Source organism: Candidatus Pelagibacter sp. HIMB123 (genome assembly GCF_052048195.1).
Taxonomy (GTDB): Bacteria; Pseudomonadota; Alphaproteobacteria; order Pelagibacterales; family Pelagibacteraceae; genus Pelagibacter.
This window is the reverse complement of sequence record NZ_JBNAIL010000004.1, coordinates 41,999-67,866: the sequence shown is the minus strand read 5'-3', so window position 1 is coordinate 67,866 and position 25,868 is coordinate 41,999. Positions and strand designations below refer to the sequence as shown.

At 30.9% G+C, this 25,868-nt stretch carries 28 protein-coding genes; 4 read left to right on the top strand and 24 right to left on the bottom strand.

The annotated features are described in order from the left end of the window. The first annotated feature begins 38 nt into the window (after window positions 1-38). Window positions 39-1,178: a glycine cleavage T C-terminal barrel domain-containing protein gene (locus tag ACTTBL_RS00990; protein ID WP_440643218.1), complete on the top strand. Its 1,140-nt coding sequence runs from the start codon at window positions 39-41 to the stop codon at window positions 1,176-1,178. Here the strand turns inward: ACTTBL_RS00990 and ACTTBL_RS00985 are convergent. Together ACTTBL_RS00985 and ACTTBL_RS00980 are read right to left on the bottom strand one after the other, a co-directional pair. Further along, a complete protein-coding gene (locus ACTTBL_RS00985) occupies window positions 1,175-1,942 on the bottom strand; it encodes an ABC transporter permease (RefSeq protein ID WP_023854010.1) in 768 nt (255 codons plus the stop codon). The two genes, ACTTBL_RS00990 and ACTTBL_RS00985, sit on opposite strands and share 4 nt — an antisense overlap. Next, a complete protein-coding gene (locus ACTTBL_RS00980; protein ID WP_023854011.1) occupies window positions 1,932-2,867 on the bottom strand; it encodes an ABC transporter ATP-binding protein in 936 nt (311 codons plus the stop codon). The genes ACTTBL_RS00985 and ACTTBL_RS00980 overlap by 11 nt, the downstream gene beginning before the upstream one ends. A 69-nt stretch (window positions 2,868-2,936) precedes the next feature. On the opposite strand from ACTTBL_RS00980, the gene ACTTBL_RS00975 reads away from it, so the two are divergent. Further along, window positions 2,937-3,305: a thioredoxin family protein gene (locus ACTTBL_RS00975; protein WP_440643217.1), complete on the top strand. Its 369-nt coding sequence runs from the start codon at window positions 2,937-2,939 to the stop codon at window positions 3,303-3,305. Here the strand turns inward: ACTTBL_RS00975 and ACTTBL_RS00970 are convergent. The 3 genes from ACTTBL_RS00970 to ACTTBL_RS00960 form a co-directional block, all read right to left on the bottom strand. Further along, complete coding sequence (locus ACTTBL_RS00970) at window positions 3,298-4,737, bottom strand: sodium:solute symporter family transporter (protein WP_440643216.1); 1,440 nt, start codon at window positions 4,735-4,737, stop codon at window positions 3,298-3,300. The two genes, ACTTBL_RS00975 and ACTTBL_RS00970, sit on opposite strands and share 8 nt — an antisense overlap. Window positions 4,738-4,933: 196 nt before the next feature. Then, window positions 4,934-5,227: a hypothetical protein gene (locus ACTTBL_RS00965; protein WP_440643215.1), complete on the bottom strand. Its 294-nt coding sequence runs from the start codon at window positions 5,225-5,227 to the stop codon at window positions 4,934-4,936. A gap of 3 nt (window positions 5,228-5,230) precedes the next feature. Continuing rightward, window positions 5,231-5,740 (bottom strand): pentapeptide repeat-containing protein, encoded by a 510-nt coding sequence (locus ACTTBL_RS00960; protein WP_075504343.1) that lies wholly within the window; start codon window positions 5,738-5,740, stop codon window positions 5,231-5,233. A 104-nt stretch (window positions 5,741-5,844) separates the two neighbouring features. Between ACTTBL_RS00960 and ACTTBL_RS00955 the strand changes: the two genes are divergently transcribed. Beyond that, complete coding sequence (locus tag ACTTBL_RS00955; protein ID WP_440643214.1) at window positions 5,845-6,909, top strand: tartrate dehydrogenase; 1,065 nt, start codon at window positions 5,845-5,847, stop codon at window positions 6,907-6,909. Here ACTTBL_RS00955 and ACTTBL_RS00950 read toward each other — a convergent pair. The 12 genes from ACTTBL_RS00950 to ACTTBL_RS00895 all read right to left on the bottom strand — a co-directional run bounded on the left by ACTTBL_RS00950 (window position 6,906) and on the right by ACTTBL_RS00895 (window position 18,698). Next, on the bottom strand, window positions 6,906-7,943 hold the full coding sequence (locus tag ACTTBL_RS00950) for a Gfo/Idh/MocA family protein (RefSeq protein ID WP_440643213.1): 1,038 nt from the start codon (window positions 7,941-7,943) through the stop codon (window positions 6,906-6,908). The two genes, ACTTBL_RS00955 and ACTTBL_RS00950, sit on opposite strands and share 4 nt — an antisense overlap. Before the next feature lie 3 nt (window positions 7,944-7,946). Then, window positions 7,947-8,915, bottom strand: a complete 969-nt coding sequence (locus tag ACTTBL_RS00945) for an aldose epimerase family protein (protein ID WP_075504692.1) — start codon at window positions 8,913-8,915, stop codon at window positions 7,947-7,949. A 5-nt stretch (window positions 8,916-8,920) separates the two neighbouring features. Next, on the bottom strand, window positions 8,921-9,682 hold the full coding sequence (locus ACTTBL_RS00940; RefSeq protein ID WP_023854019.1) for an SDR family NAD(P)-dependent oxidoreductase: 762 nt from the start codon (window positions 9,680-9,682) through the stop codon (window positions 8,921-8,923). 1 nt (window position 9,683) lies between these two features. After that, on the bottom strand, window positions 9,684-10,778 hold the full coding sequence (locus tag ACTTBL_RS00935) for an ABC transporter ATP-binding protein (protein ID WP_023854020.1): 1,095 nt from the start codon (window positions 10,776-10,778) through the stop codon (window positions 9,684-9,686). A gap of 2 nt (window positions 10,779-10,780) precedes the next feature. Continuing rightward, a complete protein-coding gene (locus ACTTBL_RS00930) occupies window positions 10,781-11,686 on the bottom strand; it encodes a carbohydrate ABC transporter permease (protein WP_023854021.1) in 906 nt (301 codons plus the stop codon). Continuing rightward, on the bottom strand, window positions 11,676-12,551 hold the full coding sequence (locus tag ACTTBL_RS00925; RefSeq protein ID WP_440643212.1) for a carbohydrate ABC transporter permease: 876 nt from the start codon (window positions 12,549-12,551) through the stop codon (window positions 11,676-11,678). The genes ACTTBL_RS00930 and ACTTBL_RS00925 overlap by 11 nt, the downstream gene beginning before the upstream one ends. Window positions 12,552-12,623: 72 nt before the next feature. Continuing rightward, on the bottom strand, window positions 12,624-13,880 hold the full coding sequence (locus ACTTBL_RS00920; RefSeq protein ID WP_440643211.1) for an ABC transporter substrate-binding protein: 1,257 nt from the start codon (window positions 13,878-13,880) through the stop codon (window positions 12,624-12,626). 183 nt (window positions 13,881-14,063) lie between these two features. Next, on the bottom strand, window positions 14,064-14,966 hold the full coding sequence (locus tag ACTTBL_RS00915) for an ROK family protein (protein ID WP_440643210.1): 903 nt from the start codon (window positions 14,964-14,966) through the stop codon (window positions 14,064-14,066). A 2-nt stretch (window positions 14,967-14,968) separates the two neighbouring features. Beyond that, window positions 14,969-15,718, bottom strand: coding sequence for an SDR family NAD(P)-dependent oxidoreductase (locus tag ACTTBL_RS00910; RefSeq protein WP_440643209.1), 750 nt, complete (start codon window positions 15,716-15,718; stop codon window positions 14,969-14,971). Further along, a complete protein-coding gene (locus tag ACTTBL_RS00905; protein ID WP_145597388.1) occupies window positions 15,715-17,193 on the bottom strand; it encodes a tripartite tricarboxylate transporter permease in 1,479 nt (492 codons plus the stop codon). The genes ACTTBL_RS00910 and ACTTBL_RS00905 overlap by 4 nt, the downstream gene beginning before the upstream one ends. Continuing rightward, window positions 17,194-17,700, bottom strand: a complete 507-nt coding sequence (locus ACTTBL_RS00900; protein ID WP_440643208.1) for a tripartite tricarboxylate transporter TctB family protein — start codon at window positions 17,698-17,700, stop codon at window positions 17,194-17,196. It abuts the gene before it with no gap. Window positions 17,701-17,723: 23 nt separating this feature from the next. Then, complete coding sequence (locus ACTTBL_RS00895; protein WP_145597385.1) at window positions 17,724-18,698, bottom strand: Bug family tripartite tricarboxylate transporter substrate binding protein; 975 nt, start codon at window positions 18,696-18,698, stop codon at window positions 17,724-17,726. 89 nt (window positions 18,699-18,787) lie between these two features. Here ACTTBL_RS00895 and ACTTBL_RS00890 point away from each other — a divergent pair, with 89 nt between their 5' ends. Then, window positions 18,788-19,789, top strand: a complete 1,002-nt coding sequence (locus tag ACTTBL_RS00890) for a 4-hydroxythreonine-4-phosphate dehydrogenase PdxA (RefSeq protein WP_440643207.1) — start codon at window positions 18,788-18,790, stop codon at window positions 19,787-19,789. A 3-nt stretch (window positions 19,790-19,792) separates the two neighbouring features. On the opposite strand, the gene ACTTBL_RS00885 is transcribed toward ACTTBL_RS00890, so the two are convergent. The 7 genes from ACTTBL_RS00885 to ACTTBL_RS00855 all read right to left on the bottom strand — a co-directional run bounded on the left by ACTTBL_RS00885 (window position 19,793) and on the right by ACTTBL_RS00855 (window position 25,866). Next, window positions 19,793-20,554: an SDR family NAD(P)-dependent oxidoreductase gene (locus ACTTBL_RS00885; protein WP_440643206.1), complete on the bottom strand. Its 762-nt coding sequence runs from the start codon at window positions 20,552-20,554 to the stop codon at window positions 19,793-19,795. A 13-nt stretch (window positions 20,555-20,567) separates the two neighbouring features. After that, on the bottom strand, window positions 20,568-21,482 hold the full coding sequence (rbsK, locus tag ACTTBL_RS00880; RefSeq protein WP_440643205.1) for a ribokinase: 915 nt from the start codon (window positions 21,480-21,482) through the stop codon (window positions 20,568-20,570). Window positions 21,483-21,485: 3 nt separating this feature from the next. Beyond that, a complete protein-coding gene (locus tag ACTTBL_RS00875; protein ID WP_440643204.1) occupies window positions 21,486-21,947 on the bottom strand; it encodes an RbsD/FucU family protein in 462 nt (153 codons plus the stop codon). A gap of 73 nt (window positions 21,948-22,020) precedes the next feature. Continuing rightward, window positions 22,021-22,944 carry a sugar ABC transporter substrate-binding protein gene (locus ACTTBL_RS00870; RefSeq protein ID WP_440643203.1) on the bottom strand — a complete coding sequence of 308 codons (924 nt, stop codon included), beginning with the start codon at window positions 22,942-22,944 and terminating at the stop codon, window positions 22,021-22,023. Between the two features lie 111 nt (window positions 22,945-23,055). After that, window positions 23,056-24,069, bottom strand: a complete 1,014-nt coding sequence (locus ACTTBL_RS00865; RefSeq protein WP_440643202.1) for an ABC transporter permease — start codon at window positions 24,067-24,069, stop codon at window positions 23,056-23,058. A 2-nt stretch (window positions 24,070-24,071) separates the two neighbouring features. Further along, complete coding sequence (locus ACTTBL_RS00860) at window positions 24,072-24,821, bottom strand: ATP-binding cassette domain-containing protein (RefSeq protein WP_440643201.1); 750 nt, start codon at window positions 24,819-24,821, stop codon at window positions 24,072-24,074. 22 nt (window positions 24,822-24,843) lie between these two features. Then, on the bottom strand, window positions 24,844-25,866 hold the full coding sequence (locus tag ACTTBL_RS00855; RefSeq protein WP_440643200.1) for an NAD(P)-dependent oxidoreductase: 1,023 nt from the start codon (window positions 25,864-25,866) through the stop codon (window positions 24,844-24,846). Window positions 25,867-25,868 lie beyond the last annotated feature (2 nt).

The following is a 25,868-nucleotide window of genomic DNA, read 5'->3' as shown; positions in this document are numbered from 1 at the left end:
TTGTTTGTAATTCATACCAAGACTGTTAAGGGTCACAAATGTCTAATAAAAACTTTGGTTTTGGAACACAAATAAGAAAGTCTCCATATTTTGACTCTACTGTAAAATGGGGAGCTACAGGTTTTTCTGTATATAATCATATGTATATTCCAAGAGACTTTGGAAGTCCTGAGCAAAACTTTTGGAACCTTATTAAAAAATCAATTTTATGTGATGTGGCGGTTGAGAGACAGGTTGAAATAACTGGTCCTGATGCCTACAAATTTATTCAATTATTAACTCCTAGAGACCTTTCAAAATTATCAATAGGACAGTGTAAATATGTATTAATCGTAAATAACGATGGAGGCATATTAAACGATCCAGTTTTACTAAGATTAGCAGAAAATCATTTTTGGTTATCCTTGGCAGATAGTGATGTTTTGTTATGGGCACAAGGTGTTGCGATTAATTCAGGTTTAGATGTTAAAATATCTGAACCAGATGTATCCCCTCTGCAGTTACAAGGTCCTACCTCACAAGAAATAATGGTCAAACTATTTGGTGAAGATATCAGAGATCTTAAATATTATTGGCTAAGAGAATATAAACTTGATGGAATTCCATTAATTGTTTCAAGAACAGGTTGGTCAAGTGAACTTGGTTACGAAATATATTTAAGAGATGGTTCAAAAGGAAATGAATTATATGAAAAAATTATGGCTGCTGGTAAAGAACATGGAATTCAACCAGGTCATACATCATCAATTAGAAGGATTGAAGGCGGTATGCTTTCATATCATGCAGACGCAGATATTCATACAAATCCATACGAATTAGGATTTGATAGATTAGTAAATTTAGAAACTGATATAGACTTTATAGGTAAAGAAGCTCTAAAAAAGATTAAGCAAAATGGAATAAAAAGAAAACAGGTTGGCCTTATCATTGATTGTGATCCTTTATCAGGACCTAACACAACTTTTTGGCCAATTGAAAAAGATGGTAAAATAATTGGTAAAGTAACTTCAGCTGTATATTCACCTAGATTAAAAAAGAATATTGCACTTGCAATGATAGAAATAAATTATTCTGAATTAGGGAATCAATTATATGTTCAAACTCATGAAGGAAAATATTCTGCTACAATTGTAGAAAAACCTTTTTATGATCCTAAAAAGAAAATAGCTAGTAGCTAAGATTTAATATTGTACCCTTTTTTAAGTAAGATAGTAACAATCGTGATGCATCCTAATAAAAAAGCAACCATAGAAACAATACTAACCCAAATATTAAAATCTGATACTCCATAAAATGAAAATCTCAATCCATTTATTAAATAAACTACTGGATTAAAATATGTAACCATCTGCCAAAATTCTGGCAGCATATCTAAAGAATATAAACTTCCACCTAAAAATACCATCGGAGTAATAACTAGGGTTGGTATAATTGACATTTGCTCAAAGTTAGAACTCATCAATCCGATTAAAAAACCAAACAAGGCAAAAGTAAAAGCAACTAAAACTAATAAAAATATCATTAATAAAGGATATTTTACATCTACCTCTACAAAAAATGTTGCTGTTATAAAAATTACAAAACCTACAATTAAAGTTTTTGTTGCACCAGCACCAACAAAAGCAAGAACAATTTCTAAAGTTGATATTGGAGCTGCCAAGATTTCATAAATAGTTCCATTAAATTTAGGAAAAAATATACCAAAGGATGTGTTACTGATTGATTGAGTTAAAAGAGTAAGCATCAATAAACCTGGAACAATGTATGATCCATAACTAATCCCATCAATATTTTCCACATAGCCTCCAATTACTGATCCAAAAACAATAAAATATAAAGAGGTAGATAAAACTGGCGATAACAACGATTGCATCAATGTTCGTTTAAATCTATCCATCTCATGTAGATAAATTGCTTTAAAAGCATAATAATTAAATTTCATTATTTTCCTTTACTAAACTGACAAATATTTTTTCTAATGTGCTTTGTTCTGTTTTTAAATCTTTTAATTTTAAACCTGCATCTTTTAAATCTTGAAGTAAATTTGTAATCCCTGTTTGTTTTGCTTGAACATTATAAGTGTAATCAATTGACATTTTATCTTTGCCAATTTCAAGATTATATTTTTCTAAACTGCTTGGTAATTCTTTAACTTCTTCTTGTAAGTCCACAGTGAGTTTCTTGTGGCCCATTTTCTTTAATAATTCTTTTGTTTCATCAACCACTATAATTTCTCCTTGATTGATTACCCCTACTCTATCTGCAATAGCTTCGGCTTCCTCTATGTAGTGTGTTGTTAAAATTATTGTAACACCAGTTTTTCTTAAACTCTCAACAACTTTCCACATATCCTGCCTTAACTCAACATCAACACCAGCAGTTGGTTCATCTAAAAATAAAATGGTTGGTTCATGAGATAATGCTTTTGCAATCAAAACTCTTCTTTTCATTCCCCCAGATAATTGTCTAAGCCTTAAATCTTTTTTATCCCATAGACTTAGATCTTTTAAAACTTTCTCAATATGTTTAGGGTCAGGTTTTTTTCCGTACAAACCTCTAGAATATGAAACGTTATTAAATACAGTTTCAAATTGCTCTAAAGTTAACTCTTGAGGAACTAATCCAATTCTAGATCTTGTTTCTCTATAATCATCAATAATATCAAATTCATCTACTGTAACTTTCCCAGAAGATGGTCTTACTATCCCACAGATAATACTTATAAGTGTAGTTTTTCCTGCACCATTTGGTCCAAGCATTGCAAAAATTTCACCCTTCTTAATATTTAGGTTTATTTTTTTTAATGCCTCAAAACCATTATCGTACACTTTTGACAAGTTATTTATGCTTATTTGCTCGTTTGACATGTGGTTAGGCATATATAGAGACAATTTATAGTATTACAATAAATTAAAATTTAGCTTAATTTTGGTTTAATGAAAAAATTTTTAGTATTTATCTGTTTTGTATTAGCATTTAGCACCAAGGCAATTGGAAAAGAAACCACTTATAGTAAAGAGTTGTTTGATAAAGCTCTATCAGAGGGAAAAGTTGTGGTAGTTAGTTCTTGGATTAAATATTGTACATCTTGTGCTAGCCAAATGAAAGTTCTTGAAAAAGCAAAAAATGATTTTGATAATATGGAGTACTTTGCTTTTGATGTAACAAATAAAGAAATTGCTCAATTTTTTAACGTTCAATATCAAACAACACTTTTAATTTTTAAAGATAATAAAGAAGTTTACAGAAGCATTGGTGAGACCACTAAAGAACTTATTTATGATGCTTTAAAATCCTCTATCTAAATTTAATTTTTAAAATTATTGCAGGCAAGAAAGTTGCAATCAAAAAAGATAAAAATAATAAAGATTGAGCTATAAATGGTGAAAACAGGTCTTTAGACAAAAATACTCCCACTAATAAACTTTTAGAAAAATCTGGAAATGGAAACATTAAAAATCCAGCAACTAAACCAATTATAATTGAAACATAAGCGGTTTTTTCATCCACTTTATTATAGAAGCTATAAAAAACAGTCACTACAAACGCACAACAAAATAAATCTGCAAGTAAGAATAAATATAAAATATCAAATCCTTTTGAAGCAACACCAAATGCAATTACGGATAAGATTAAAATGAAATATTTAGATATTTTTAAGTAATCAGTTTTTTTATCTAAATTAAAAGTTGCTTTGCCATCAACTACAAACAAACTAGAAATAGCATTAACCAAAGTATCAACAGTAGAAATTGTTAATGCAAGACCAAGAATAATAATCAATAAGGATAAAATTTCAGTTTGGTTTTTTAATAATAAACTAAAAAAACCCAAATCAGGTCTAACAGATGGATCCATTGAAAATGAAACCATTCCAATAAAACCCATTAAAAAAACTATTGGAACAATAATAAAGAAAGAAATTATCAAACCAGTTTTTAATGTTTGATAATCTTTTGCTGCATACACTCTTTGCCAATTTCCTTGATGAAATAAATTTGTTGCTGCAACTGCAATAAAGAAAGTTAATCCAGCAGTATATCCTGGAATATAATTTGAACTTAATAGTTGAGGATTTTTCTCATTAATTAAAGAAAAAGAAAAATTATCTCCTGAAGATGAACTAATAATTGAAATCAAAATAAATAATAAAACACCTATTACAATCATTTGAATATTATCAGTAAATATTGACGCTCTTAATCCACCATAAAGGGTGTAGCTTAATGTAGCTACCAAGACTATTAATGCTGTAATCCACAATTCTGTTCCGGATATATAATTAATTAATAGAGCAACTGCCGTTACTTCCGCACAAAGAAAAACGAACATGTAAAAGATCGTCATTAACAAAATTAACTTAAATAAACTTTTGCCAAATTTCTTTCTCATAAACTCAACTAAAGAAGATCCTTTTGGAAACTCATTTCTAATTTTTTTTCCAAAATAAATTAAGAAAATCATTGGAAAAGCTGTGCCTAATGCATAACCGATAACAGCACCTACTCCACCCCATGTTGCAGCCGCTACTGGACCAAATAAAATCCAAGCACCTAAAGCTGATGCTACAAGACTTGTCGTGAGTGAAAATAAACCGATGTTTCTATTTGCAGTTAAATAATTATTTATACCCTCATATTTTTTAGAATGAAAAATTCCAAAAAAGGCAAATAATAAACTAATTGCGATAACTAATATTAATGATGTTGATTGACTTAAAAAATATGTTTTATCCATTTTATCCCTTTCTGAATTACCGGACAGGTTCTTAGGGTATAATCTCAGTCTGTTAAGACACCCCTTGTTAAGTATTTAATGTATTTTTATAATTATTGATAGTCTTTTTAAAAAAAATGTTTTTCAATTAAATAGTGCAAAGTGAAGATGATCAACGAAGCACAAATGATTAAAAAAACTCTTTCCTGATTACTCATTATTTCTGGCCTTTATGATTCATTATTTCGATCATACATTGTGTAGCGTATTGTCTCCATTCAGATGAAGTTTTGTTTTTTAAACTATCAAGATGGTTTCTATTACTTTGAATGTCATCTTTATGCTTAATATAATCAGCCCCATTTAGGTTTTTCTCCATTTCAGATAAATTAGTTTCCATTGCCTTTATCCACTCGTTTCCAAGCTCAACACATTTTTGATCATCTTTTTCATCACAAATTTGTTTAAAAAAATTAAAGATAACATCATCAGTATTTACTGAAGTATTCATTAATTATTGTTTACAAGTACCAATAGATTCCGGACCACAAGTTTGACCATTAGTCCACGTTGCTCCAGTCAAATTAGCTCCATCGAAATTAGCATTGGTGATGTTAGAAGAGGTGAAGTTAGCTTCCATTAAATTAGAGTTTTGAAAATTTGCTTCGATTAAGGTTGCTCCCATAAAATCAACTCGAGTTAAATTAGCGCCAGTGAAATTAGTTTTTTCAAAATTTGCCCCTATAGAAACAGATTCATAAAGGTTGGCTCTTACAAAGGTAGACTCTGGAAAAGTTCCAAACGATAGATTTGAAGTCATCATTATACTTTTATCAAAATTTACTTGAATGAAACTTGCAAAAGAAAGATTTGAATTTGGAAGATAACTGCCTTGTAAATCTTGTGAATCCGAAAATCTACAATTAGAATAATCAACACCTTCTGTTAAAGGATCGTCACATGCAGCATTTGAATTTGTGAAAAATAATAAACTAAATAAAGCAATTAGGATTATTTTTTTCATAGGCAAAGTTAGCAAAAAAAATATGTCAAAACAATGAAGGTTTAAAATTTAATATTAATTTAACAATGTGATTTATTGATATTTTGCAGTATAAAAATCAACTAATGAAAGAATATAACATTGCTTCAATAGCTGGTGACGGGATTGGTAAAGAGGTGTTACCTGAAGGCTTAAAAGTTTTAAAAGATGTTGCTTTAAAACATCAATTTAAAATAAATTTTACAGAATATGATTTTGCTTCCTGTGATTATTATGAGAAACATGGAAAAATGCTTCCTGATGATTGGAAAGAAAAATTAGAAAAACATGATGCTATATTTTTTGGAGCAGTCGGTATGCCAGATAGAGTACCAGATCATATTTCTTTATGGGGATCCTTACTTCAGTTTAGAAGAGAATTTGATCAATACATAAATCTTAGACCTGTAAAACTTTTCCCTGGTATTAATCCTCCTCTAGCCAACAAAAAACCTGGTGATATCGATATGTTGATTGTTAGAGAGAATACAGAGGGAGAATATTCTACTGTAGGCGGAAGAATGTATAAAAATACCGATAGAGAAATTGCAATTCAAGAAACTATCATGTCGGCACATGGAATAGACAGAGTTCAGAAATTTGCTTTTGAATTAGCTAAAAAACGAAAACGAAAAAAATTAACAAATGCAACAAAATCAAACGGAATTTCAATTACTATGCCTTTTTGGGATGAACGATTTAATGAAATGAAAAAAAACTATCCTGAAATTGAAACAGATCAATTTCATATTGATATTTTAGTTGCTAGATTTGTGCTCAATCCTGAATGGTTTGATGTTGTAGTAGCATCGAATTTATTTGGAGATATTCTTTCAGACTTAGGGCCTGCTTGCACAGGAACAATTGGAATTGCTCCCTCTGGAAATATTAATCCAGAAAATAAATTTCCATCTTTGTTTGAACCAGTTCACGGTTCTGCCCCTGATATTGCAGGAAAAGGAATTGCTAATCCTGTAGGACAAATTTGGTCTGGAGCAATGATGCTAGATTATTTAGGGGAAAAAGAAGCGTCTAATTCAATAGTTGAAGCAATTGAAAAATCTTTAAGTGATAAAAGTAACAGAACTAAAGATTTAGGGGGTGATGCTGATACTATTAAATCTTCTAATTCGATTTTAGCTAATCTTTAAATTTTAATTTTTTTTCCAGTTTTTGCACTTTTAGTTATAGCGGCAAAAATTTTAAGAGAGATTAAACCATCATTTCCATTTACTTTTGGTTTAGCTTTTTTTGCGACAACATCAGCAAAATGATCAATTTGATTTACTAATGTATTGTCATCTTTTTTGTTTTTATCTTCATTAACAAAAATTTTATTCCACCAACTTCTTTCTTTTTTATAAAACCAATATTTAAGATTGGGAAACTGTAAAGAACCTTTGGTACCTCCAATCATGTAAGCAGATTGGTTGGTAATTGGGTATGCAGGATTTTCTCCAGCAGTTAATTCATAACTCCACGGTGCAACAATTGTATCTGACAAATTTAGCGTACAAAGTGCTCCTGAATTAAAAATCAAGCTAATTGTAGCTGTATCCTCCACTTGGAATTTTCTAGTTTTATTTGTTGTAAATGCTTGCACATATTTTATTGAACCCAATAAATAACAAATCATATCAATGTCATGCACTAAATTAATTCCTAAAGGCCCCCCACCTCTCCTAACTCTCCATTTTTCATTGTAATAAGCTTTGTGTTTGTACAACCAACACAAAACATTTGCGGAAACGATGTTGCCCAATTTACCTTTGTTAATAATGTCTTTTACTTTAGAGACTATAGAATTGTGCCTACGATGATATCCAATCAATAATGGTGTTTTATTCTTATTAGCACTACTTATAATTTTTTTTGCAGATTGAATGTTATCTGAAATAGGTTTTTCTAACAGAACAGGTATTTTATTTTTTAAAAAACTTACTGTATGTTTTTCATGCAATTGATTGGGAGTAGCAACTATTACAGCATCTAGTTTTTTTGAATTTAAAAGCTCTGATACATTAGAATATAATGGGATTTTATATTTTTTTGATAAATTTTTAGCGTTATTACTAATATCTACTATTGAATGAAGATTTGCTTTCTTTGATTTATTAATGGCTTTAATATGTTGTAAACCCATTAGTCCTGTTCCAACTATAGAGATATTAATTTTTTTACTCATAAATTAATTAATTTTAATTTTTGTAAAGCATGTATACCTTTTATTAGGTTTAATTAAAGTACTAGGAAAATTTTTTTTATTAGGGGCATCAGGAAAATATTGTGTTTCTAAACAAATACCTTGATAGGGAAATAATTTTTTTTTGTAATTTAGATTTTGCGCTGAATAAAGTTGAACACTGGGTAAATTTGAAAAAAAATCAACTTGAATATTAGTATTATTATTTTTTAAAGTTCCAACATAATTTCTAATATTTTTCTTTACAACAAAAGTGTTATCAAAACCTTTAAATTTAATATTAAGCTTTTTATTTTTAAAATAATCTAATTTTTTTCTAATGTTTTCAAAATTCGAAAAATCGTAAATAGATTTATTTACATTTTTAAATCTACCAGTTGGAATTAAATTTTTATTTATTTGAAGATATTTAGATGAGTTCAATTTTAACTCATGACTATAAATCATATTTTTTTTATTTTTTTCTAAATTCCAATAACTATGATTAGTTAAATTAACATGAGTGCTTTTATTGGATTTATATTCATATTTTATAAATAGATATTTATTTATTAATTGATAAGTACAATTGACAACAAGATCTCCCGGAAAGCCTTGATCGTCATTTGCTGAATGAAGTTGATATACTACTTTATCTTTTGTTTGATTTAATTTTTTCCATGGGAGAATTGAGAAACCAACTTTACCACCATGCAGTATATTTTCTCCCTCATTTGCATTTAAATTATATTTTTTATTACCTATCTTAAATTTTGCATTGGAAATTCTACCCGCATATCTTCCACAAGTAGATCCAACACTTGGATGTTTATATCGATAGTTTTGTTTTGATCCTAAGTTTAAAATTAAATTTATTTTCTTTTTCTTGTGATAAACTTCAAAAAGACTGGCGCCGTAATTAAGAGTTTGAACTCGTAGAAATTTATTTTGAATTGTGGAACTTTTAACTTTCACCTAGATCAAGTTATACCACCATCAACAATAAAGCTTTGTTTTGTACATCCAGATGATTGATCTGATGCTAAAAACATTACCATTTGAGCAACATCATTAGGTTTTAGTTGTCTTTTTAAAGCCTGACTGTCTAAAATTAGCTTTTTGTACTTTGGTGTTAACCAATGTTTTATTTGTCTTTCAGTAGCTATTGATCCAGGGACTACTGAATTTGTTCTGATATTATATTTCCCATACTCTTGCGCAAAAGATCTAGTTAAACCTACTACTGCAGATTTTGCGGTTTCATAAACAACTTTATCACCTTCACCTAGCATCCAAGAAACTGAACTTAAATTAACAATCGAACCAGCTTTCATTTTTTTCATAGATTTAACGACAGCTTTAGCTGCAAAAAAATAATGTTTTAAGTTGATTGCCATTCTATTTTCCCAATATTTTTCATCCACCTGATCTGTTGTGTGTCTATCATCATTGGCTGCATTATTAATTAAAGCATGTATTGGACCTTTTTTTGCAATAATATTTTTAATTGTTTTTTCTAATTTATTGATGTCTAGCAAATTACATTCAATGAATGTTGGAGTTCTAAATTTATTTTTTTTAATTTTATTTAAAAGTTTTTTTGTTTCTTTTAGATCAATATCTACAAAATAAACTTCGCTGCCTTGTTCACAAAAATGTTCGACTATTGAAGCTCCAATGCCTGAACCACCACCAGTAATAAACACTCTTTTATTTTTTAAATCAGAATATTTAACCTTCATCTTATATTCTCTCCTCAGTTTGAGCATCAAATAATGATGTTTGAGTTAAATCAAAATATAATTTTGTTTCTTTTGCTAATTCAATTTTTATTGTTGAAGGAAATTTAGCTAAAATTTCTTGATTAGCATAATCAAAAGTCATTATCTGTTCGTGGCCGATATACTCACTTAAATCCGCTCTTAAATTAATTTCAAAATCACTTTCATTAGATTTTTTAAAGTAAATATGTTCTGGTCTTATACCAAAGAAAACTTCTTTATTATTTAAATTAGATTTATCTATAAATTCATAATCTTTAATTGGAATTTCAACGTTAGAACCACTTACTGAAAAAGATATTTCACCCGAGCTTTCTTTTAAAATTCCTTTAATTAAATTCATAGATGGTGATCCAATAAAGTCAGCTACAAATGTGTTGCTTGGTTTGTTGTAAATATTTTCAGGTGTATCATTTTGTTGAATAACGCCATGATTCATAATTGCAATTCTTGTGCCTAAACTCATCGCTTCAGTTTGATCATGAGTTACGTATACAACTGTTGTTTTTAATTGTTGATGAAGTTTTTTAATTTCTCTTCTCATCTCAACTCTTAATTTTGCATCTAAGTTAGACAGAGGTTCATCAAATAAGAATATTCTAGGTTCTCTTACTAATGCTCTTCCAATAGCAACTCTTTGTCTTTGTCCTCCAGACAATTGAGATGGTTTTCTTTCTAACAATTGATCAACTTGTAAAAATTTAGATACCTTCTCTAACTGTTGTTCAATTTTTTCTTTTGAAGTCTTTGCTTGTTTCAGACCAAAAATCATATTCTCTCTTACATTCATCGAAGGGTATAAAGCGTATGATTGGAAAACCATCGCAATATTTCTGTCTTTTGGCTCTACTTTACTGACATTATAATCATCAATAAAAACGTTACCTTCGTTGATTGTCTCTAAACCTGCAATAATGTTTAATAATGTAGATTTTCCACATCCTGAAGGACCTAATAAAACTAAAAAATTTCCCTCATCTATCTCTAAATTAATTTTTCTTAATACTTCTGTAGACCCAAAATTTTTTGATAGATCTTCAATTTTTAATGTTTTCATTGTTATCCTTTCACTGCTCCTGAAGTTAATCCTCTAATAAAATATTTACCTGCTAAAACATACACAATTAGTGTTGGCACTCCTGCTATGATTGCTGACGCCATATCAACATTGTATTCTTTAACACTTGTACTAGATAAAACCATGTTATTTAAAGCAACTTGAATTGGTGCTGCTTCACCAAATGAAAAAGTTGATCCAAATAAAAAGTCATTCCAAATTTGAGTAAACTGCCAAATAACTGTTACCACAATTATTGGCGCTGATATTGGAAGTAAAATTTTGAAAAATATTTTAAAGAAACCTGCTCCGTCAATTCTTGCAGCTTTTACTAATTCTGTTGGAACTGACACATAGTAATTTCTAAAAAATAAAGTGGTAAATGGAATACCGTAAACGGTATGAACTAAAACTAATCCAATTATTGAATTTGAAATACCTAATACACCCAAAGTTCTTGCCATTGGAAGTAATATTGCTTGAAAAGGTATAAAACATCCAAATAATAAAAATAAGAAAACCCAACTATCACCTTTAAATCTCCATTTAGTTAAAACATATCCAGTCATTGCTCCGATAAAGGTAGAAAAAAATACAGCAGGTACAACCATCTTAATGGAATTCCAAAAATAAGGTCTTAAAAAAGTATCTCCTGCTCCGTATCCTCTTCCTCCCCAAGCAACTGCCCAAGATTCAAAATTTAATCCACTCGGCCAAGATAAAAGTGTTCCTTGACGTATTTCTTCCATAGTTTTTAATGAGGTAACAATCATTACATATAAAGGAAAAATAAAATAAGAAGCAAACAGAATTAATACAAAATACAAAAACCATCTTAAAAACATATTTGTGTATTTTGATTTTTGTTCAAGCTGCTGGTAAGAAGATGATTGTGTATTATCTTGCATTTTCTCTCCTTAATTCTGAATATAGATATGGAATAATGACTGCAGCTACTGCCATAAACATCATCATCGCACTTGCTGCAGATAACCCAACTTGACTTTTGTGAAATGCGGTTTGTGTCATAAATAAAGCTGGCATCGTAGTAGAGATACCTGGACCACCTTGAGTCAAGGCAACAATCAAATCATAACTTTTAATTGAGATATGAACTAAAATTACAAAGCTTGTAAAAAATACTGGTCTCATCATTGGCAGTAATATTCTCCAATAAACTGTAAACAAACCAGCACCATCAATTTTTGCTGCTTTAACGATTTCATCCTCAACGGATCTTAATCCTGCTAAAAATAAAGCCATGACAAATCCTGCCGATTGCCAAACACCCGCAATGACTATAGTGTAAATTGCCATTTCCCTGTTAACCAGCCAATCAAATGTAAAGTTCTCAAAACCCCAATCTACAAACATTTTTTGAATACCAAGAGTTGGGTTTAAAATCCATTTCCAGGCAGTACCTGTTACGATAAATGATAAAGCCATTGGGTATAAATAGATTGTTCTTAAAACCCCTTCTGCTCTTATTTTTTGATCTAGAAAGATTGCTAGAATTATACCAATCACAATACAAAAAATTAAAAATAAAGCCGTGAAAACAAGCAAATTATCTACTGATATAAGCCATTTTCGAGATGCCCATAACTTTTCATATTGACCAAATCCCCACAATTCATATTTAGGTAAGATTTTAGAATTAGTAAAAGATATATATAAAGTCCAAAGTACAAAACCATATACAAACCAACCTATTAACCCAACAGCAGGAGCCATTACAATTTTAGGTAAATTTTTTTCTAACCACTTGAACATTATAAATATTTTTTATTTTTAGATTTAAAAAAAAGGCCACTTAATCAAAAGTGGCCTTTTAATTTTTATGTACTACATATTAGCTAAAACTGAGTCAGCTAAAGCGTTAGCAGCATCTACAGATGACATATCAGAGTTGAAGTGCTCTGTGATGATATCTTGTAGGGCAGCTTTCATAGTATTACCTTGAGCCATACCGTGAGCAAAGCTTGGGACTAATCCACCGCTTGCACCAGCAGTTTTGATATCTGCATTAGATGTTTTTGCACATTTGTCAAATTCATCCATTGGTACATCTAAACGAGCTGGAATAGAACCTTTGTATAGGTTGAAAACTTTTTGGAAGTTTTTACCCATCATAAGCTTAGCTAGTAACTTTTGACCAGCTTGTTTATCTGGATCGCTAGATTTGTAAAAGATAAAACTATCAACGTTATATAAGTATCCATTGTTTGAAGGAGTAGCAGCACAGTAGTAATCTACACCTGGAACTTTTCCAGCAGCTGTAAATTCACCTTTTGCCCAGTCACCCATAATTTGGAAACCAGCTTTTCCTTCAATAACCATACCAGTAGCAACGTTCCAGTCTCTTCCTGGGCTACCTTCGTCAGTAAAGCCTTTAAGCTTTCTCATTTGGTCAAATACTTTAACTGTTGTTTCGCTTCTTAGACAACTTTCTTTAAGATCTACGTAACAGTTTTTGTAATAGTTATTTCCACCAAGACCCATAGCAACTGCTTCAAATACTGTAGCATCTTGCCAAGCTTGTCCACCATGCGCAAATGGAATGATACCAGCAGCTTGTAATTTTTCTGCAGCAGCATTTAACTCATCCCAAGTAGTTGGAACTGAAATACCGTTTGCATCAAATACAGCTTTGTTTGCCCACATCCAGTCAATTCTGTGAATGTTTACTGGAGCAGCACAATAAGGTCCGCTGTTATTTTCACACTTGTGAATAGCGGCAATCATTGGATCTAATAAATTGTCCCAACCTTCTGATTTAGCAACTTCATCTATATTATATGGAGCTACAACACCTTCTTGGTCATACTCTTGAATTGTAGGTCCTTTAATTTGTGATGCTGATGGAGGATCTCCAGCAACAATTCTTGCTTTAAGTGCAACGTTAGCAGCGTCTCCACCACCACCTGTTACAGGCATGTCCATCCATTCACCGCCGTTTGCAGCGAAATCATCTTTTAAAACTTTAAGTGCAGCAGCTTCACCACCAGACGTCCACCAGTGCAATACCTCAATCTTAGGTCCTGCAATTGATGAAGTAGATGTGAACGCTAATGTAATTAAAGCGATTATTATTTTTTTCATCTTATCTTCCTATCTGTTAATTAACGATTTTTATAAACGAAACTATAAGTAGATTAAGGGATAATTGATAACTAAAAAAAATATTACAACTTTTAATTGTAATTGTTTTTTTAAAAATTTTATTAATTTTTTCTCAACTTCGAAATATTTTGGATATTTAAATTTCAACTCAAAGTTGAAACATTAATATGTCGCGCTTCTTCCTAATCTTGCTGCACCTCTAACGCCACTAGCATCACCGTACCTAGGTTTTAAAAAAACACCTTCGTATTCTCTACCGACAACAAATTTTCTAACTAGTGAGTCTATTTCATGTAAAAAATCTATTTCGTTTGAAACTCCTCCTCCAAAAACAAAAGCATCAGGATCCAAAATATTAATTATACTTGAAAGAGACATTGCTAGATTTACCTTGAAGTCATCTATAAATCTTTCAGCATCTAAATCATGTTTTCTATTTAATTCGAAAATTTCGTTTGTTTTTAAGCTTTTTCCGTAAAGTTTATTAAATCTTTTAGCTAATCCTAAGCCAGATAAAAAACTCTCAATCTCTGCTTCTCTGACATTGCTCGAGTCAAAATTTTCTTTTTTTGCCGCAAAGTAAGGAATTTGATTGTGACCCCATTCCCCAGCAACTCCATTTGGTCCACTTACTATTTTTTTATCAATAACTAAACCACCACCAACTCCAGATCCTAAGATAATACCATAAACAATTTTGTAGTGTTTGCCTGATCCATCTATAGCTTCTGATAAAGCAAAACAATTAGCATCATTTTCACAGAACACTTCTTTACCAAGTGCTTTACGTAAATCATTTTGAAAAGGTTTTTTTTCTAACCAAGTAATATTTGGGGCATTTTTTACTAATCCTGTTTGAGGTGAATGAACTCCCGGATGACAAACTCCAATTGGAAGTTCTCTTTTAAATTCCTGTTCTAATTGTCTATGAATATCTCTTATCGCAGTTATAATTTGAGTATACTCTTTTGGACAAGATATTCTTGATCTATGTTTTTCATTTCCATTATCTTCAAGTACAACACTCTCAATTTTAGTCGCTCCTACATCAATACCTACTTGCATAACTAATATGTAGCTCTTCCACCACTTAAATCAAAAACTGCTGCAGTTGAAAAAGAATTTTCTTCACTAGCTAACCAAGTTACTAATGATGCTAATTCTTCAACCTTTGCAAATTTGTTTCTAGGAATTTTTGATAACATGTAATTAATATGTTCCTCTGTCATTTGATCAAAAATTCTTGTTTTAGCTGCTGCTGGTGTTACACAATTTACAGCTATATTTTTTTGCGCAAGCTCTTTACCTAAAGATTTGGTTAAACCAATAACTCCTGCTTTAGATGTACTGTATGCACTTGCATTTGGATTACCTTCTTTTCCAGCAATTGATGCAATATTAACTATTCTTCCATAGTCATTTTTTAGCATAAATGGAACAACTGCTTTACAACAATAGAAAACAGAATTTAAATTTAAGTTCATTACTTTTTTCCATTCATCTAGAGGATATTCAGCTACAGTATTATTCATCCCTGCAATACCTGCGTTATTAACAAAAATATCTATTTTTCCGTGTTTTTTCTCTATTTCTTCTAGATTTTTATTTACTATTTCAAAATTTGTTACGTCTACTATTTGATGACTTAGATTTTCTGATTTCACTTTATCTATAGCCTCTTTAGCTGCACTTTCGTCAATATCCCAAATTACAACTTTTGCACCTGCTTCGATAAATCTTTCGGTTATTGCTAAACCAAATCCTTGAGCTCCGCCAGTAACAACTGCCACTCTATTATTTAAGTCAAACTTAATCATTTTTTCTTTTTAATTTTTCTTGATCTTATTAAAGGAAAAGCCAAAGCAATTAAAGACAAAATAAAGAATGTTAAAGCAATTGGTCTTGTAAAAAACATCAACCAATTACCCTCAAAAATAACCAAGGATTGTCTTAACGTTCCCTCAACTAATTCCCCTAAAATTAATCCAATAATAACTGGTACAACTGAAAAACCATATCTTCTCATAAAAAAACCAAGCACACCAAAAAATAACATTATCCAAACATCAATTATTGATTGATTAAGTGAATATGTTCCACAAACTGAAACTGCAAAAATCATTGGCCACAAAATTTTATTAGGAACCAAAGTTATTCTTGCAAAAATTTTTGCACCAAAAAAACCAAATATGAAGAAAAGAATATTCGCGATCAACATAGAGCCAAAAATTCCATATAAGAAATCTGGTTGCTCTCTAAATAAATCTGGTCCAGGTCTAACACCATGGATAATTAATCCAGTTAGAATAACTGCTGTTGTTGCACTACCAGGAATACCAAGAGCTAAGGTTGGAACCATCGCACCTCCTGTTGCTGCATTATTTGCCGCTTCTGCTCCAGCAATCCCCTCAATTGAACCTTTCCCAAATTCTTCTGGTTTTTTTGAAAATCTTTTAGCCTCAGAATATCCAATCAAAGAGGCAACTGTTCCTCCTTCAGCTGGCAATACTCCTATAAAAGAACCAATTCCACTTGATCGTAATATTGTTTTCCAAGTTTTCTTGTAATCATCTTTGCTTGGAAGCTTAATTGCTTTTAAAGCTATTCTGTTAAATACTTGATTGATTAAAGTTGATTGAGTTAACATTTCACTCATTGCAAAAAGTCCAACTACTACTGGTATAAACCCTATTCCCTCAGTTAATTCATTGATCCCAAAAGTAAAACGATCAATTGAAGTCATAAAATCTTTACCAACTGTAGAAATCAATATTCCAAATGCACCTGCAATTAAATTTTTAATTGGACTACCTTCACCAATTGATGCAAGCATTGTTAAACCAAATATTGCTAATGCAAAATATTCTGGCTGACCAAACTCATAAGCGAGTTGTGCTAATATAGGTGCAAAGAAAACTAATATAATAACACTGAAAATACCTCCCACAGTACTTGATACTGTTGCCATACCCAAAGCTCTCCCAGCTTCACCTTTTTGTGCTAATGGATAGCCATCTAAACAAGTTGCTGCAGCTGCTGGGGTTCCAGGAGTATTTATAAGTACAGCTGTTATTGCGCCACCATATGTTCCAGCACAATAAATAGATGTTAATAAAACAATTGCAGATAATGGATCTAGTGTCATTGTAAAAGGTAAGATCAATGCTCCACCTGTTGTTGGTCCTAACCCAGGCAACACACCTAATATCAAACCAAATAATGTTCCAAAAAATAAAACTAATAACAGTTTAGAACTGAAAAGTGGTGCCAGCATTAATAATAAATTATCCATTTAGCTATAGTAAATGTTGGTAATTATTCCTGGAGGAAATCTTAAACCCAAAATCGTTTCAAAAAATATAAAAACAATAATTGGAAAAATAATCCCAACTAATAATAAATAAAATAATCTTTTTTCTCCCCAACAATAAGAAACAAATATAGATAAAGCTGAGATTGCTAAAAAGAAATCAAGTGTTTTGGAAACTACAATAAAAATTACAAAACTTAATAAAGTTAGAAAGAATGATTTTGGTAATTTTTTCTCAACTTTCCAAGGATTTTTAGTTGCTAAGTAATAAATAATTAATGTCATTGTTATTATTAAAATTAGCAATGCTTTAGGAAATGTTGCTGGCTGAATTCCTCTATTTAAAATTGGAGGTACTATGTCGAATGTAAAAGTAGTTATAAGTAAAATCGCTGATACAAAAATAATTACAAATGAAACTTTAAATTCATCTTTAAAAAAAAAGGGCAAACTTTTGTTTGCCCTTTTTTGTTTTCGTACATTACTCATATGCAAATGTACTTTTAATTAGATTAGTTAATGTAACCTAAAGCTTTAAGCTGAGCAGTCATTTCAGCAAGCATTTCTTCCATTTGCTTACCCCACTCGTCAGCACCAACTACACTAGTGTCATCAAGACCAATTTCTGTTAAGAAATTTTTGTAATAGTTGTGACTCATTGCTTTAAGCATTCCAGCTTCTAATTGTTTTACTCTGTCTGCTGGAGCACCTTTTTTAGTTACAAATCCTCTAACAGTAGATAAAGAAACAGGTATTCCTAATTCTTTAGCTGTTGGAGAATCTCCAATTTTAGCCATTCTTTCGTTTGCTAGTACAACTGATACACAAAGTTTACCTTCATTAATTTCAGTTAATGCTTCACCTAAGTTTAAAACACCCACATCAATATCTCCTTTGATAAGGTTAGTTTTAATTGGCGCAACACCTTTATAAGCAACGATAGTTGGGTCTTTTAATCCACCTTTTTTTGTAAATGCAATTGCACTAACATCATCAATACCACCAGTGTGAGTAGTTCCATATTTTAGTGATTTTGATTTTTGTGTGCTAATAAATTTTTTAGCATCTTTGATATCGTTTTTGCAATTTACAACAAATAATTGAGGATCATCAGTTCCTCTAGCAAGTGGTTGCATATCACTTAACTTAACTTTAGTTTTACCTAAAGCCATAGATACAGCATGACCTGTTGTCCAAGTTAAAGTGTGGTTACCATCTGCAGGTAAAGACATCATGTAGTCCATAGATGCTGCTCCACCACCACCTTTTTTGTTTACTAACTGCATATCTTGTTTAAGAACTCTTCTTGCTCTTAATAACATCATTCTAGTAGTAACGTCAGTTCCACCACCAAAACCAGCGTGTGTAATTGCTTGTATTGGGTGTCCATCAGCTTTTGCTGAAGTGATCATTAATGGAAGAGCTACAACAAAAAATTCCGTTACTAAAAAAGCAGCTGCTAAAAATAGTTTAAAGCTTTTTTTCATTATTTCCCTCTTTAGTTTATTTAGTTTTTATATATATAAGTTATATATAAATATATAATCATACTCTGATACAATACGTAAAGAAAAAAATGACTCAAATAAAAGCTAACATCGCTCTTCTACTTGGTGATCCAGCAGGAATAGGACCTGAGCTCATTTCAAAATTATTAAGTGAAAAGATAACTAATGAAGCAAATATAGTTGTTATTGGTGAAAAGCAAATACTTGAGAGTGGAAATAATGTAACTGGCAACTCTCACCAACTTGAAGTCGTAGAAAGTTTTGATCATATTGATTTTAATAAATCGAATAGATTTCTATTAGATATTTCTAAAGGAAAAAACCATAAATATAAAATAGCTGAACCTTCAAAAGAATCAGGTGAAAGTGTTTTGGAAGCTTTAGATTTAGCATTAACTCTTGCTAAAGAAAAAAAAATTGATGCAATTAATTTTGCTCCAATGAATAAAACAAGTTTAAAACTTGGAGGAAACACTCATTCAGATGAATTGCAATTAATGGCAGAAAAATTAGATGTAAAAAGTTTTTGTTGTGAGTTTAATGTTATAGATAATTTTTGGACTGCAAGAGTAACCTCTCACATTCCAATTAAAGAAGTTGCACAACACATCACAAAAGAAAATATCTTAAAACCAATAAAATTAATAAATGAAGTTATGGAATTGAACGGTGTAAAAAATCCAAGAATAGCAGTTCAAGCACTTAACCCGCATGCAGAATTCGGCACTGAAGAAAAAGATGAAATTATTCCAGCAATAGAAGAAGCAAAAAAACTTGGATTTAATACGGATGGTCCTCTGCCATGTGATACTTCTTTTGTAGTTGCATATAAAAATAAAAATCATGATTGTATGGTTGGAATGTATCATGATGCACTTCAGTCTGGACTTAAAGCATTTGGTTTTGATAGAGGAGTTACAGTTCAAGGCGGGTTAACAGTTCCTGTAACAACAACTGCACATGGATCTGCGTTTGCAATTGCTGGTAAGAATGAAGCTAACTTAGCTCCAATTTTAAACTCATTTAAAATTGCATTATCAATGGCTGAAAATAAAAAGAAGTTAAGCTAAGTTTTAAATTAGACCAGCATCTACTGTAAAATTTTGTTTAGTACATCCAGATGAAACATCTGATGCTAAGTAAAGAACCATTTTTGAAACATCTTCAGGCAAGAGTTGTTTTTTTAAAGCCTGGTTTTTTAATATTTCTTTTTTAAATTTTGGATTAAGCCATAACTTTGATTGTCTTGCAGTAGCAATAGAACCAGGAGCAATTGAATTGATTCTTATATTATATTTCCCTAAATCCCCTGCCAAAGATCTTGTTAAACCGTGAATACCAGCCTTTGCAGTACTATAAGCTGGAAACATCACTGCACCTCTAACCCAACTAACTGAACCTAAATTAATTATTGATCCTCCCTTGTTTTTTATCATACTTTTTTTAACTGCCTGAATTGCAAACAAATAATGCTTTAAATTAATTGCCATTCTATCATCCCAATATTTTTCTGTAATTTTCTCTAAGCTATGTCTTTGGTCGTTAGAAGCGTTATTAACTAAAATATCAATAGGACCCTGTTTTTTTATAATATTTAAAATTGATGATTTATATTTTTTAATATTTTTAATGTTACATTCTACAAATAGAGGGGTTTTAAATTTTTTCTTCTTAATTTTGTTTATAGTTTTTTTTGCTTCATTTTTGTTTATATCAAAAAAATAAACTTCAACTCCTTGCTCACAAAGATGCTCTACAATTGATGAACCTATTCCTGAAGCTCCACCTGAAACTAAAGCTCGTTTATTTTTAAGATCAAAATATTCGGTTTTCATTTTAGAAATTATATTAATAATTCTTTAAATCTTCCATTGATGGCATTGAGGCTGCTGCACCTTGTTTTGTAGTTGAAATTGCTGCAACCTTATTCGCAAAAGTTAGCACTTCTTTAATATCTAAATCTTTTGATAAACCAACGGCTAAAGCACCGTTGAAAGCATCTCCTGCACCAGTAGTATCTAGTACTGGTTCTTTAAACTTAAATGCATTCATGAAAAAGTTTTCTTTATTATTTGCAAAATAACATCCCTTTTCACCTAAAGTTATAACTACGTTTTTAATACCTTTTTTTAAAAATTCTTCTGAGGCAATTTTTATATCTTTTTCAGTTTCAATTTTTTTATTTAAATAAAATTCAGCCTCAGTTTCATTAGGTGTAAAAAAATCAATTAATTTAAAATCATCATCATTAATTTGGCATGCAGGTGCTGGATTTAATATTGTGGTCAATTTATTTTCTTTAGCTTTAGTTAACGCATATTTCGTAACATCATATGGTGTTTCCAGTTGTGTTAAAAATATATCTGTATTTGCAATAAAATTTAAATTTTTTTCGATATCATCATTGGTTAGTGTTCCAGCAGCACCTGGTATAATATTTATTGCGTTATCTCCTGTTTTTTCATTGACCATTATTCCTGCAACTCCAGTTGAGTGATTTTTATCTTGAATGATGGATGCAACATCCATGCCCAATGATTTATATAAATTTAAAGCCATCTCACCATTTTTGTCATTACCTATTTTGGTTATAAAATTTACTTTCCCGTTTAATTTAGCGGCAGCTATTGCTTGATTTGATCCTTTTCCCCCTGGTCCAACAATGTGCTGTGAACCTAGAATTGTTTGACCTTTTTCAGGGATCGCATTAGCAATAAAACAAAGGTCTGCTACAAATACACCAAATACTGATATGGTTTTCATTTTTTAAGTCCAAACGTTTCCGTCAGGTAAAATGACTCCTTTGGTAAGTATAAAACAACCAAATGGTCTTGCATCTGTTGTGGTAACAATACAATAAGCCTTCTTGGCCTCTTCATAAAATTCTTGTCTTGAAATAGATCCTACATTCCAATTTTCACCAGAGACTTTTTTTACAATATCAATAAATTCTTTATGAGTTTCAGTTAACTCCTCAGGTTTGTCATCTACTTCCATCCTTAAAGCTGGAGACCCTCCTTTTGAATTAATAAAACAATCAAGTGGAAAAACTGAAAGTATAGCAGAGGCTGCTTCTTTAATCCCCACTCCATCTAATCTAATTACATTTTCATTTGTTGTATTTGCAGGAAAATTAGCATCAGCCAATATTAATTTTTCTCCATGACCCATAGATCTTAAATGAAAAAGCAAATCAGGGCTTAAAACTGGATCAATTTTAATAAGCATAAATTATTATATTACATAAAAAAAAAGGGTGGAATTAAATTCCACCCTTTTTTTTAAATTATATGTCTATCGATTATTTAAAATCGTTAGCGTTTTCTTTTGTTACTAATTGCGTTCCTGTATCAATGTTTGGATCAATACTTCCACCATTAGCTAGCTCTAGAGCATATTTAACTCCATAAGCACCCATATTATAAGAGAACTGAGCAATAGTAGCTGTCATTTCTCCTTTTAAGATACTCGTAGCTGCGTCTGGAGTAGCATCAAATCCTACAACGATAACGTCGTTCATATCAGCATCTTTAAGTGCTTGCATAGCGCCTAAGCCCATATTATCGTTTGACGCAAATATTGCTTTGATGTTTGGATTTTTTAAGATGATTGACTCTGTTACAGATCTTCCTTTTGCAGTATCCCACTCAGCAGTTTGAGTAGCAACAATATTAAGACCACAATTTTTAAAACCTTTAATTGCACCGTCTCTTCTAAGTAAGGCTGTAGATTGAGACTCAATACCAGTTAAAATTGCAACATCTGAACCTTTTGGTGTTTTATCACAAATAAAATTAGCTGCTAATTCAGCACCATTCATATTATTTGTTCCGATAAAAGTAACACCCTCGTTAATTCCATTAGTATCAACAAATACTACAGGCACTCCACTTTTGATTGCCTCATCAACGATTGGTGCAAAAGCATTTGGATCTCCTGGAGCTAATGCAATAGCATCAACACCTTTTGCAAGTTGATCCTCTACTTGGTTAATCTGAGCTTGAACATCACCTTCTTGTGGTGGTGCAACCAAAACAAGATCAACACCTAGTTTTGCTGCTTCTTCCTTAGCTCCTTTTTCTACAGATGCCCAAAAAGGATTACCTGATCCAGGTCCTTTAATGCTGAATAATATTTTCTTTCCAGCAAATGCTCCTGTTGAAAAACTTGCTAAAAGAAAAACAGAAGTAATAATAATACTTATTATTTTTGTTAAGTTTCTCATTTTATTTCCTATTATTTATTTTTAAAATTGAAATTTAATATAAAAAACTATTGGAATTCAACTGTTAATAAGTACTCCTCTAAAATAAGAAAAACAACTTTTGCGTGAAAACTATTTTCTTGTGCCTAAGTCTCTTCTTAAAACATCAATGTAAACTGCTAAAACTATTATTGAACCAATTAATACTTGTTGCCAAAAAGAACTAACATCCATTAAGTTTAAACCATTTCGAAGAATACCCATGATCATAACGCCAGCAAAAACTCCTAGAACAGTTCCTCTCCCCCCAAAAAAACTTGCTCCACCAATAATACAAGCAGCTATCGCATCTAGTTCAGACTGAAGCCCAGCATTTGGATATCCAGAGTCAGTTCTTCCAGCTAAAATCAAAGCACCAATACCTGCTAAAAAACCACATAATGAATATACAATAACTAAAATTTTGTTAACGTTTATACCTGCTGCTCTAGCAGCATTAGGATTTCCTCCTATCGCATATATCCACTTTCCAGTTTTACTATGGTTAAGAAAAACCCAAAAGATTGCAAACACTACAACAATCAAAACTAAACTTACTGGAAGATACTGAGATTTTTCTAGACCCAACCATTGTAAATCAATTCTCCCATGTCCTAGGTAACGAACTTCATCAGGAAATCCACTGATTGGTGTTCCTCCTGAAATCAAATTTCCAGTACCTCTAAATATATAGAGTGTCCCTAAAGTCATGATAAATGGATGCGGCATCCTCAATAAGGTGATTCCATAACCATTAAATAAGCCACATAAAAAGCCTGTAATAAGAGGAGTAAGAATTACAATAAACCAGGGGGCCCCTGCTTTTGCAACAACAGCTAAAATCATTAATGAGAGCATCATTATTGATCCAACAGAAAGATCAATACCAGCTGTTACAATAACCATAAATACACCAAGTGCTAACATAGATTGCCAAGAAATTTGTTTAAATACATTGGTTACATTTCTCCAAGACAAGAAAACATCTGGTTGCAAAATATGCATTACCAAAATCATGATCACTAATAAAAGTAATATTCCATATTTTTCAAAATATGGAATTAGTTTTAAATGCAAACTTTTTAAATTATTATCTTTTTCTTCCATAATTATTTTTTACCCATTATCCAACCAATAACTTCATCTCTTGAAGTATTTGAAAGATTAGCTTCCGCAAAATTAGTTCCTTGAAATAAAGCCATCACACGATCACAAACTGTAAAGATATCGTCCATCCTGTGACTTATAACAATTACTCCTACACCAGTTTTTTTTAAACTATTTATTAAATCTAAAACTTTGCCAACTTCTTTTATTGCAAGAGCTGCTGTTGGCTCATCCATAATTACTACTTTAGCATTAAATGCGGTTGATCTTGCAATAGCAACTGCTTGTCTTTGACCTCCAGATAATTCTTCAACTTTCTGATCAGCACTTTTAACATTAATCTTTAATTTTTCTAAATGGGCATTTGTAAGTTCTTTTATTTTATTAAAATCTAATAATTTCATCAAACCAACATTCTTAGTTGGTTCTCTACCTAAAAAAATATTTTCTCCAATAGGTAAGTTTCCAGCGAGAGCAAGATCTTGATAAACCATCTCTAAACCTAAGTTTTGAGAATCTCTTGGACTTTCTAAAACTTTTTCTTTTCCTTCAAAATGTAATGATCCTGCACTAGGTTTGTATAGACCAGACAAAACTTTCATAAGTGTTGATTTTCCAGCACCATTATCACCAACAACACCCAGGCATTCTCCTGCATGAACTTTTAAATTTACATTTTCTAATGCAGTAATTGTTCCAAAATATTTTGTGATTCCTTTGGCCTCAAGAAGTAAATTGTTAGTTGTAGACATAAATCATAAACCTAATAAAATTTCAATTAATTGCAACAGGTTTTGATGCTAACAAGCTAACAGTTTTTAACTCAGCTCTCTTGCAATATTTTGGTTTCAAATTTTTTGAAATTAGATCCATATCCTTTAAAACTATTTCGCCCATGTTATAAAACGCATCGGTAAGAGCGCCTGCTCGATGAGCTGAAAATAAAATATTTTTTACTTTTCTTATTGGATCATTTTTTCTTACAGGCTCTTCAGGAAATACATCAGTGGCAACATAAATATCTCCTTTTTTTACTCTATTAATCAAATCTTTAAAATTAACAACTGCAGCTCTGCTCATTAGAATAAATAAACTGTTTGGTTTCATTTTATTTAATAATTTTTTATCAATTAAATTCTTATTTTCAGTTGTAACCGCTGCCAGAACATAAATTATTTCACATTTTGAAAACATATCTTTCAAATTAACTGGCTTAAATCCATGTTTTTTTATGATATTTCTTGGGAGCCATGGATCATAAACCGAGATATCTTTTGTAAATGGTAATAACATTGGATAAAGAGATTTTGCTAAATCACCAAATCCTAAAAGACCAATTTTCTTTCCTGATAACATTGAAGCTTTAAGATTGCTTTCAAGTCCATACTTCTCTTTTGCTTTCAAAAAATCTAAATGCGCTTCGTGAATATTTCGTAACAAAGACAATGTCATTCCAAGCGCTATTTCAGCTACTGGTTTAGAAAAAACAGGAGAAGTTGCAATAACATGAATTCCTTTTTTAAAGCAATACTTATAATCAACATTATTCATAAAATTACTTTCTACATTTACAATTGCTTTTAATTTTACAGCTTTTGACAAAAGTTTTTCATCTAAATCCGGCTGTCCCATAATAAATGATGCTTTATGAATATTTTTTTCTAAAAACTTTCTTTTGTTTTTATTAGGAGCTACAAGAAGTGTGTATTTGTTTTTTAATTCTCTAAGTTTTTTTTTTGTGAAAATTAAATCTAATGTTCTTGGAAAAGGATCAGAAATTACAGTTAATTTTTTCATAT

Excerpts from the sequence above, each read along its gene's own strand:
- ACTTBL_RS00990 (WP_440643218.1), top strand. The coding sequence starts at position 39 with ATGTCTAATAAAAACTTTGGTTTTGGAACACAAATAAGAAAGTCTCCA.
- ACTTBL_RS00985 (WP_023854010.1), bottom strand. The coding sequence starts at position 1,942 with ATGAAATTTAATTATTATGCTTTTAAAGCAATTTATCTACATGAGATG.
- ACTTBL_RS00980 (WP_023854011.1), bottom strand. The coding sequence starts at position 2,867 with ATGTCAAACGAGCAAATAAGCATAAATAACTTGTCAAAAGTGTACGAT.
- ACTTBL_RS00975 (WP_440643217.1), top strand. The coding sequence starts at position 2,937 with ATGAAAAAATTTTTAGTATTTATCTGTTTTGTATTAGCATTTAGCACC.
- ACTTBL_RS00970 (WP_440643216.1), bottom strand. The coding sequence starts at position 4,737 with ATGGATAAAACATATTTTTTAAGTCAATCAACATCATTAATATTAGTT.
- ACTTBL_RS00965 (WP_440643215.1), bottom strand. The coding sequence starts at position 5,227 with ATGAATACTTCAGTAAATACTGATGATGTTATCTTTAATTTTTTTAAA.
- ACTTBL_RS00960 (WP_075504343.1), bottom strand. The coding sequence starts at position 5,740 with ATGAAAAAAATAATCCTAATTGCTTTATTTAGTTTATTATTTTTCACA.
- ACTTBL_RS00955 (WP_440643214.1), top strand. The coding sequence starts at position 5,845 with ATGAAAGAATATAACATTGCTTCAATAGCTGGTGACGGGATTGGTAAA.
- ACTTBL_RS00950 (WP_440643213.1), bottom strand. The coding sequence starts at position 7,943 with ATGAGTAAAAAAATTAATATCTCTATAGTTGGAACAGGACTAATGGGT.
- ACTTBL_RS00940 (WP_023854019.1), bottom strand. The coding sequence starts at position 9,682 with ATGAAGGTTAAATATTCTGATTTAAAAAATAAAAGAGTGTTTATTACT.
- ACTTBL_RS00935 (WP_023854020.1), bottom strand. The coding sequence starts at position 10,778 with ATGAAAACATTAAAAATTGAAGATCTATCAAAAAATTTTGGGTCTACA.
- ACTTBL_RS00930 (WP_023854021.1), bottom strand. The coding sequence starts at position 11,686 with ATGCAAGATAATACACAATCATCTTCTTACCAGCAGCTTGAACAAAAA.
- ACTTBL_RS00925 (WP_440643212.1), bottom strand. The coding sequence starts at position 12,551 with ATGTTCAAGTGGTTAGAAAAAAATTTACCTAAAATTGTAATGGCTCCT.
- ACTTBL_RS00920 (WP_440643211.1), bottom strand. The coding sequence starts at position 13,880 with ATGAAAAAAATAATAATCGCTTTAATTACATTAGCGTTCACATCTACT.
- ACTTBL_RS00915 (WP_440643210.1), bottom strand. The coding sequence starts at position 14,966 with ATGCAAGTAGGTATTGATGTAGGAGCGACTAAAATTGAGAGTGTTGTA.
- ACTTBL_RS00910 (WP_440643209.1), bottom strand. The coding sequence starts at position 15,718 with ATGATTAAGTTTGACTTAAATAATAGAGTGGCAGTTGTTACTGGCGGA.
- ACTTBL_RS00905 (WP_145597388.1), bottom strand. The coding sequence starts at position 17,193 with ATGGATAATTTATTATTAATGCTGGCACCACTTTTCAGTTCTAAACTG.
- ACTTBL_RS00900 (WP_440643208.1), bottom strand. The coding sequence starts at position 17,700 with ATGAGTAATGTACGAAAACAAAAAAGGGCAAACAAAAGTTTGCCCTTT.
- ACTTBL_RS00895 (WP_145597385.1), bottom strand. The coding sequence starts at position 18,698 with ATGAAAAAAAGCTTTAAACTATTTTTAGCAGCTGCTTTTTTAGTAACG.
- ACTTBL_RS00890 (WP_440643207.1), top strand. The coding sequence starts at position 18,788 with ATGACTCAAATAAAAGCTAACATCGCTCTTCTACTTGGTGATCCAGCA.
- ACTTBL_RS00885 (WP_440643206.1), bottom strand. The coding sequence starts at position 20,554 with ATGAAAACCGAATATTTTGATCTTAAAAATAAACGAGCTTTAGTTTCA.
- rbsK (WP_440643205.1), bottom strand. The coding sequence starts at position 21,482 with ATGAAAACCATATCAGTATTTGGTGTATTTGTAGCAGACCTTTGTTTT.
- ACTTBL_RS00875 (WP_440643204.1), bottom strand. The coding sequence starts at position 21,947 with ATGCTTATTAAAATTGATCCAGTTTTAAGCCCTGATTTGCTTTTTCAT.
- ACTTBL_RS00870 (WP_440643203.1), bottom strand. The coding sequence starts at position 22,944 with ATGAGAAACTTAACAAAAATAATAAGTATTATTATTACTTCTGTTTTT.
- ACTTBL_RS00865 (WP_440643202.1), bottom strand. The coding sequence starts at position 24,069 with ATGGAAGAAAAAGATAATAATTTAAAAAGTTTGCATTTAAAACTAATT.
- ACTTBL_RS00860 (WP_440643201.1), bottom strand. The coding sequence starts at position 24,821 with ATGTCTACAACTAACAATTTACTTCTTGAGGCCAAAGGAATCACAAAA.
- ACTTBL_RS00855 (WP_440643200.1), bottom strand. The coding sequence starts at position 25,866 with ATGAAAAAATTAACTGTAATTTCTGATCCTTTTCCAAGAACATTAGAT.